This window comes from Alkalibacillus haloalkaliphilus C5 (genome assembly GCF_000269905.1).
GTDB classification, from domain to species: Bacteria; Bacillota; Bacilli; order Bacillales; family Alkalibacillaceae; genus Alkalibacillus; species Alkalibacillus haloalkaliphilus_A.
This window is the reverse complement of record NZ_AKIF01000146.1, coordinates 1-7,207: the sequence shown is the minus strand read 5'-3', so window position 1 is coordinate 7,207 and position 7,207 is coordinate 1. Positions and strand designations below refer to the sequence as shown.

Sequence of the window (7,207 nt, the reverse complement as noted above, 5' to 3'; positions counted from 1 at the left end):
TACTTGATCAATCTGTTCGTTAGTTGTGTTAATTAACTCAGTAATATTTTCAATTGAGCCTTTCGTTTGATCAGCTAACTTCTTAACTTCTTGAGCTACAACGGCAAAGCCTTGTCCTAGCTCACCAGCACGGGCTGCTTCGATTGATGCGTTTAACGATAATAGATTCGTTTGTTCCGAAACATCTGTAATGAAGTTTAAAATCTCATTAATTTTACTAGAGGCTTCTTCTAGTTTATTCATCTCGTTATAGATTGAATTCATTTCTTGTTCAATTTCCGCCATCTTATGTAGTTGGTGATCTAAATCAGCTTTACCCGTGTTTGATTGATTCTCAACAGTAGAAGCTGTGTCGACAGTTGTTTTAGAGAAAGACCTAATTTCATTTGAATGCTCAAGTAGTTGTTTCATAGCAAGATCTGTTTGATTAGAAATTTTCACTAATTCATCTGACATACGATTGATTTCATTTAATAAGTTATTCTGTTTTTCATATTGCTCTTCACGTATACGCTTATTTTCTTGTTCAAACGTTTCTAACACGAGCTGCTGTTCAATATTTAAGATTTTTGACGTTGCTGATAGCGCTTTGAAAATATCATCTTTATGACTAAAGTGGTCAAAATAGATTTTCTGAAACGAGTTTAATAGATCTTGGAATGCACATAAATACCACTTAGGCATTAGCCCGATCTTAACGTGGGCATAGGCGATATACTTTCGTTGCTCAACAAATTCGTGATCAATTACCCCAATAAACATTTCTTGAATGTGACGAGTAAGTGTTTGTTTTAATCGTTCAACTGAACTGTTGTGTTGGATAATTTCCATTAAAGAGGGTTCGTGCTCAATATTCGCATAAAATTGAACAACGATGTCATCAATGTGTTCAGTTACAATCGGTTTTAATGCCATTAACGTTGCAAGGTCTTCTTTGGTTAGGTTCACCATTCTTAATTGCTTTTCAAGGTCTGGTTGGTTGGTCGTGTCAATGGTGACATCATCCAAAAATGATTGCACTGTTAAAGTAGACTCTGCTTGTTTTTGAAGTTTAAACATTTTAACAACTCCTAGGAACTAGTTCGTTTGTCCTTAGTATAGTAATAAAATCTTAGAAAGTAAATTGAATTTTCGACTAATAGTTATGTTTTTCGACCTATTTTGTACAAACAGCAATTCCTAGTGGGTAACGAATGCCTTCTCGCTTAGGTTCTATTAAAACACCGTCTTGATAGTAAAATTGCGACGTGCTGTAATTTGTAAATAATGATTCAAACTCTTGTTCAGTTAATTGATGAACATGGAAAGGGGAGCCACACGGTTGACCACGACCTTGGCCGAACGGTGTTGAGACAACTAATGTGCCACCAGGTTTTAATAGACGGTAATAGTTATTTAATAAAGCTTGTTCTTCAGCAATATGTTCGATCGTTTCAAAACTTACGATGGCATCGAATGTTCCGACATGATCGACTAACGTTGCATCAATGGCGTTAGCTGCAATAAACTGTGTTTTCGGGTGATAATATTCACCTTTAGCATACTTGATAGTTTTTGGATCAAGGTCAATGCCGACCACTTCTTCGACTTCACGTTTTCGACGTTTAGCAATCATATGACTGCCGTAGCCTGATCCACAAGATAAATCTAATACTCTTCCATGTAAGTAGGGTAATGCAAATTGATAGCGTGCAATATGTTCTAACAATAAGGGATTCATTGGGTCCATCATTTTCGGTATGACGCGTTCGCCTGTATCTTCAATCATCATTTTCCCTCCTAGAAAACTATTATGCCAAATGTTTAATTAAGTTAAAACCTTTTTGACGGTCGTTTGCTAACAACCTATAATAATTGTATCTTGAAGATAGGCTGAAACCGTTCGTTACCATACAAGAGCATGAAAGAGGATGATTATCGTGAATGAATCAGAATACCAAAAAAGAAAACAAGACCCATCGTTAAAATTGTTTGTCGTATTATCAAAAGCTTCTAGAACTTTAAATGACTTAGCACAAATGGATATGACAAGGTACGGTTTAAATCCAACAGAGTTCGCTTTACTGGAATTGTTGTACCATCGCGGTAAACAACCGTTACAAAAGATTGGTGAACGAATTTTACTAACGAGTGGCAGTATTACTTATGTCGTCAACAATTTAGAGAAAAAAGGATTGTTAAGTCGAATCCCTTCTCCTCAAGACCGTCGTGTAACTTATGCAGAAATAACAGATCAAGGTCGAGAATTGTTAAATGAAATCTTCCCAAAGCATTGGGAAGAGATTGAGCGGTTTATGGATGGTTTGACAGAGGAAGAGAAGTTACAAGCTATTGATCTTGTAAAAAAGCTCGGCCGTTCAGCTGAGCAATACAAACACAATTAAATTAAATAAATCGTGATAAACACACACCTCTCTTATGTTTCATAAAATAATACACATTGATATGGAAGATGAGGGAGGTAATTATTAAATGTTTCGATACGAGTATAGTGTTTACCCGTGGGCTAGCGGTCCATACGATCCATATTACCAGTACTCAGCATATGATTATGAAACACCAGCTGATATACCAGTTAATTATCAACAGTTTTACCCCAATTACCAAGATTATCAAAGCTACCCCTATTACGAAAATGATCAAGGGTACGAAGGTTACATCAATATGCCTTATGAACAAGAGAACCCTATATACAATCAATTTATGAACCCGAATGATTATCAAGGGTTTCAAATCCCTGGTCAACATGCGATGACACCAACACAGAAGCAAATGTTATTGCAATACTTCCAAGATGAAAATGGTGAAGTCGATTTGGATAAAGTGTTTAAGACGTTAGGGCAAGTTGTTCAAATTACCCAACAAGTTTCGCCATTAATTAAAACTTTAAACTCAATGGTTCGTGGATCTTAACTATACAACAAAACAAAACGGCAAGGAGCGTGTTTACCTCCTTACCGTTTTGTTTTATTGATCATCTTCTAAAAATGAAATAACTATTCCACCTTCACCAGCGTAATTAGCAACTAAAGGTCCCATTTCGACAATGTAATCTTCATCTTGTTTATACTGCTCTTTAATTTGATTCATTAATTTTTGAGCTCTACTTTCACAATTTCCTTGGGACATAACAATTGTTTTACCTTCAAGTGTTTTTGAATATTCACCAATCTGTTCAATTAGGCGGCGTAATGCTTTCTTTTCTCCGCGTATCTTCTCAGTGACTTCAATTTCGCCTTCATCTGAAGCTTTCATTAACAATTTAATGTTTAAAGTTTTAGCAATCGTACCGCGGAATTTATCAAGACGACCGCCTTTAATTAAGTTTTCAACAGTTTTTAAAGAGAACAGTGTAACGGTCTTCTCAACGTTTTGCTTTGTTTGATTAACAATTTCATGAAAATCAACACTTTTAAGCTTCATTTTAATAGCTTCATTGAGTAATAGAGTAATACCACATGATGCAGTTTTCGTATTAACGATTTCTATTTCGCGATCTGGCTCTTCATCTAGAATCATGTCTCTTCCAATGACAGCATTTTGGTAAGTTGCGCTTAAATTTTTAGTTAAAGAAAGAAGTAAAATGGGTGTGTTAGCATCTACCTCTTTAAATGCTTCATAGAAATCATTTGGACTTGGAGCGGAAGTCTTAGGAATGTCTTCCATCGCATTAAACATCTCGTAGTATTGCTCTGTTGTTATGTCGACTCCTGCTTTGTACACACCATCATCAAAATGAATGTTCAAAGGAATTTCTTTAATATTAAACTTCTCTGCGAAGCCTTGTGGTAAATCTGCTCCACCATCCACCATAAATTGAATACCCATACCATCACCTCTATAAATTTATTTTATAAATTATGTTTCGTTAATAACTTTAATTTTCCTCTTTTTAGATGTACTAATGATAAATAACATTAGACCAATAATAACAATTGATCCACCTAAAAACTGAGACCAAGTAACAATCTCCCCAAGAATAAAGTAAGCCATAATGGAAGCGCCTATTGGTTCAAATAAAACTCCCATTGTGATTGTTGATGTACTAACCCATTTAATCGCCCAATTAAACAGTGTGTGGCCGAAGAAGGTTGGGATGATTGCTAATGCTAAAAAGTACATCCAAGTTTCTCCGCTGTAACCAGTAAAAGATGTTCCTAAGACGATGTTATATAAGATTAACGTGATGGAACTAACACCATATACAACAAAAGTATATGTCATGAGTGAAACACGTTTTCGTACATTTTGTCCAAACAAGAAATAACCTGTAATAGCTATTGCGCCCATTAATGCTAAAAAGTTTCCAACTAGAGCCATGCCGCTAATTTGAAAGTCGCCCCAACTAATAATGACACTTCCAGTGAAAGCGATGATCATACTTAAAACAGCACCACTCGTAAACCTTTCTTTAAAAAATAAGTATGTACCTATAAAAGCGAATATAGGTTGGGTTGTGACTAACACAACTGAACTTGCGACTGATGTATGGTTAAGTGATTCGAACCATAAGATGAAATGTAATGCTAAAAATATACCAGCCGCGGCGGAAAACCACCAATCACGCCGCGATATATGTTTAAACTCTCCTGTATGTTTCCAAAGTATTAAAGGAAGCATGATTAATACAGCTAATAATAAACGGTAGTTAGCGACAATCGATGAAGGAGCATCAGCTAAACGAACGAATATCGCTGAGGTCGATACGGCTATAACGCCAATGGCAATGGCTATATATGGTGCAAATTGTTTGTTGTTCATACTGTCACTCCTAATATTGCCCTATTCTTAAATTCGAGTTTTGCCTTTATATCTCGCAAATAGAATAGGTCCTAGTGCAAGGCCACCGATCAAACCAAAAATGTGACCAAAAATATTAATGCCTGGTCTGAATGTAAGGAATAACCCTACAATAACAATGACGATTATGATTTGCCTACTGTTAGAATCTATTAGTTCAGGTTTCATGAACAGTAAGTATAAGTATATACCGAATAAACCGAAAATGGCACCAGAAGCACCAATGTTTGCTGTTTCAAGAGATGCTAAAAATAGCGTTGCAAAGTTCGCAATTATTCCAGCACCTAAATATGCTAAAATAAATTTAAAACGTCCAAGCATCGCTTCTAATGCAGGGCCGAATAAAATTAAACTAAACGTATTAAATAATAAGTGCTCTGGTTGAACATGAACGAAGATCGATGTAATTAAACGCCAATATTCATCAAAGTAAACAATAGCAAAATTTAACCCCCATAGTAAGTGGAGAAGATCTTCTGATATATTAACGAGTAAGAATATGATGATATGTATAACGGCGATCGTTGAAATAACAGGATAAAAACGTAAGTATTCTTTAAAGCTTTCTGTGCGTATAAAAAACATGATTTAACGCCTCACTTATAATGTGCATATTTCCTTTAAGAATACTAATCTTTGCGATAACTTGCAATAAGAAAGAAGGGCATAACATGATTACAGGAACTGGGATTGATATTACAGAGTTTGATCGAATAAAACAGTTAGTAGAGAGGCAACCACGATTTCCTAAAAGAGTTTTAACCGAACGTGAGCTACATAAGTATCATACTTATCAAAATGACCGAAGGAAGATGGAATTTTTAGCTGGTCGGTATGCAGCCAAAGAAGCTTATAGTAAAGCGGTTGGTTGTGGTATTGGAGAGGAGCTATCTTTTCAATCTATTGAAATTTTATCGAATGAAAAAGGACAACCACGCGTTAATTTAAATGGACAAAAGCAATTAGCGACGCACATTTCAATTTCCCATAGTGACGCCTATGCCGTTGCTCAAGTAATAATTGAACAAGTTTAATAGCTAGTCTGCATATTCATACTCCTTGTCTCATATAGTGTATTGCGGGTAACAAAAAGGGTCCGATGTGCACATTGTCACCGCAACCGAATAGATCGCTTGTTCAAAAAGTAAACAAGCAATGAAAAATTGAGACGAAGGAGTTGTCCAAATGAAAAGAAAATTATTTCTCTTCTTATCCATTATGTTAACCGCTGTTCTTTTAACCGCATGTGGAGAAGAGACTGAAGACGATGTTCTACAATCACTTGATGACCAAGTAGCTGACATGTCGAGTTTCAAAGCTTCTGCAGAGATGACAATGACGACTGGGGAAGAATCACAACAATACCAAATTGATGTTTGGCACAAAAAAGAAGATTATTTCAAAGTTGTTATGAATAACATGGCTGATGAACAAGGCAATCAAGTCATTTTGCGTAACGATGAAGGTGTATTTGTTTTAACTCCTTCGATCAATAAGAGTTACAAATTCCAAAATGACTGGCCGAAACAACATAGCCAACCATACTTATACACCTCGCTTGTCAGTGACATTATCAGCGATAGCGAACGAGAGTTCCAAATGACTGATAACTATTATGTCTTTAAAGTAAAGACAAACTATAAAGGTAATCAACAGTTACCTTTCCAGGAAGTTTACTTCCACAAAGGATCCTATGACCCGGCGTTAGTTAGAGTTCAAGATCACAACGGTGAGACAATCGTTGAAGTAGATTTCACTTCTTTTGAATTTGATGTAGAGATTAGTGACGAAGAGTTTGATACTGAGCAAAACTTATCTGAAGGTGCAGTGAGTGTACCAACAATGGCAGAGTTAGAAGATCGCGATATGGAAGTGTACTTCCCATCGTTCGTACCTGAAGGAGTAGAAGCTTCTGGCGAGGAAGTAGTAGACTTTGAAGATGGTGAGCGGGTCATCTTATCATATGAAGGTGAAAAGCCATTTACACTCGTACAGGAGAAATTCGACTCATACCCTACAAGCTTAATGGTTCCAGTCCATGCTGGCGGTGACATGGTTGACTTAGGCTTTGCTGTAGGTCACTTAACGAACAATTCGTTAGAGTGGGAGTTAGATGGAATGCGCTTTGTTCTAGCGAGTGAATCGTTAACAGTTAATGAAATGGTTCAAATCGCACAATCAGTAGAATCTCAAATGATGAAATAAGAAAAAGTAACATTTAAATAGTGTTAATAGGTGCCCAAAGTAATCTTTGGGCATTTTTCTTTGCGTCAAATATGCAAATGACAAGTCGAATGGATATTTGACATGCCTTGTGGTAGAAATAGATAATATAATGAAAGCTTAATAAAAAGTTGAAAAAGAAGGTCAAAACATGGTGAGACAATTTTATCGAGATACGTGGGCA

General features: G+C 36.1%; 9 protein-coding genes. 4 read left to right on the top strand and 5 right to left on the bottom strand.

The features are described 5' to 3' along the window. On the bottom strand, positions 1 to 1,059 hold a 1,059-nt coding region (locus A194_RS0113160; protein WP_017187289.1), incomplete at its 3' end, for a globin-coupled sensor protein. 97 nt (positions 1,060 to 1,156) lie between these two features. Beyond that, complete coding sequence (locus A194_RS0113155) at positions 1,157 to 1,768, bottom strand: class I SAM-dependent methyltransferase (protein ID WP_017187288.1); 612 nt, start codon at positions 1,766 to 1,768, stop codon at positions 1,157 to 1,159. A gap of 142 nt (positions 1,769 to 1,910) precedes the next feature. On the opposite strand from A194_RS0113155, the gene A194_RS0113150 reads away from it, so the two are divergent. Both A194_RS0113150 and A194_RS0113145 read left to right on the top strand, forming a co-directional pair. After that, positions 1,911 to 2,384, top strand: a complete 474-nt coding sequence (locus A194_RS0113150; RefSeq protein ID WP_040402951.1) for a MarR family winged helix-turn-helix transcriptional regulator — start codon at positions 1,911 to 1,913, stop codon at positions 2,382 to 2,384. 88 nt (positions 2,385 to 2,472) lie between these two features. Beyond that, entirely contained in the window at positions 2,473 to 2,913 is a 441-nt protein-coding gene (locus tag A194_RS0113145) for a YppG family protein (protein WP_017187286.1), read from the top strand. A 54-nt stretch (positions 2,914 to 2,967) separates the two neighbouring features. Here the strand turns inward: A194_RS0113145 and A194_RS0113140 are convergent, their stop codons facing one another. The 3 genes from A194_RS0113140 to A194_RS0113130 are packed head-to-tail and all read right to left on the bottom strand — an operon-like array spanning position 2,968 to position 5,385. Beyond that, on the bottom strand, positions 2,968 to 3,828 hold the full coding sequence (locus tag A194_RS0113140; RefSeq protein WP_017187285.1) for a DegV family protein: 861 nt from the start codon (positions 3,826 to 3,828) through the stop codon (positions 2,968 to 2,970). Positions 3,829 to 3,858: 30 nt separating this feature from the next. After that, positions 3,859 to 4,761 (bottom strand): DMT family transporter, encoded by a 903-nt coding sequence (locus tag A194_RS0113135; protein WP_017187284.1) that lies wholly within the window; start codon positions 4,759 to 4,761, stop codon positions 3,859 to 3,861. A 27-nt stretch (positions 4,762 to 4,788) separates the two neighbouring features. After that, complete coding sequence (locus A194_RS0113130; RefSeq protein ID WP_017187283.1) at positions 4,789 to 5,385, bottom strand: rhomboid family intramembrane serine protease; 597 nt, start codon at positions 5,383 to 5,385, stop codon at positions 4,789 to 4,791. An 86-nt stretch (positions 5,386 to 5,471) separates the two neighbouring features. Between A194_RS0113130 and acpS the strand changes: the two genes are divergently transcribed. Then, positions 5,472 to 5,834 carry a holo-ACP synthase gene (gene acpS / locus A194_RS0113125; protein WP_017187282.1) on the top strand — a complete coding sequence of 121 codons (363 nt, stop codon included), beginning with the start codon at positions 5,472 to 5,474 and terminating at the stop codon, positions 5,832 to 5,834. A gap of 151 nt (positions 5,835 to 5,985) precedes the next feature. After that, a complete protein-coding gene (locus A194_RS0113120; RefSeq protein ID WP_017187281.1) occupies positions 5,986 to 7,005 on the top strand; it encodes a LolA family protein in 1,020 nt (339 codons plus the stop codon). Positions 7,006 to 7,207 lie beyond the last annotated feature (202 nt).

Coding starts and splice junctions, on each gene's coding strand:
- A194_RS0113155 (WP_017187288.1), bottom strand. CDS start 1,768: ATGATTGAAGATACAGGCGAACGCGTCATACCGAAAATGATGGACCCA.
- A194_RS0113150 (WP_040402951.1), top strand. CDS start 1,911: ATGATTATCGTGAATGAATCAGAATACCAAAAAAGAAAACAAGACCCA.
- A194_RS0113120 (WP_017187281.1), top strand. CDS start 5,986: ATGAAAAGAAAATTATTTCTCTTCTTATCCATTATGTTAACCGCTGTT.
- A194_RS0113130 (WP_017187283.1), bottom strand. CDS start 5,385: ATGTTTTTTATACGCACAGAAAGCTTTAAAGAATACTTACGTTTTTAT.
- acpS (WP_017187282.1), top strand. CDS start 5,472: ATGATTACAGGAACTGGGATTGATATTACAGAGTTTGATCGAATAAAA.
- A194_RS0113135 (WP_017187284.1), bottom strand. CDS start 4,761: ATGAACAACAAACAATTTGCACCATATATAGCCATTGCCATTGGCGTT.
- A194_RS0113145 (WP_017187286.1), top strand. CDS start 2,473: ATGTTTCGATACGAGTATAGTGTTTACCCGTGGGCTAGCGGTCCATAC.
- A194_RS0113140 (WP_017187285.1), bottom strand. CDS start 3,828: ATGGGTATTCAATTTATGGTGGATGGTGGAGCAGATTTACCACAAGGC.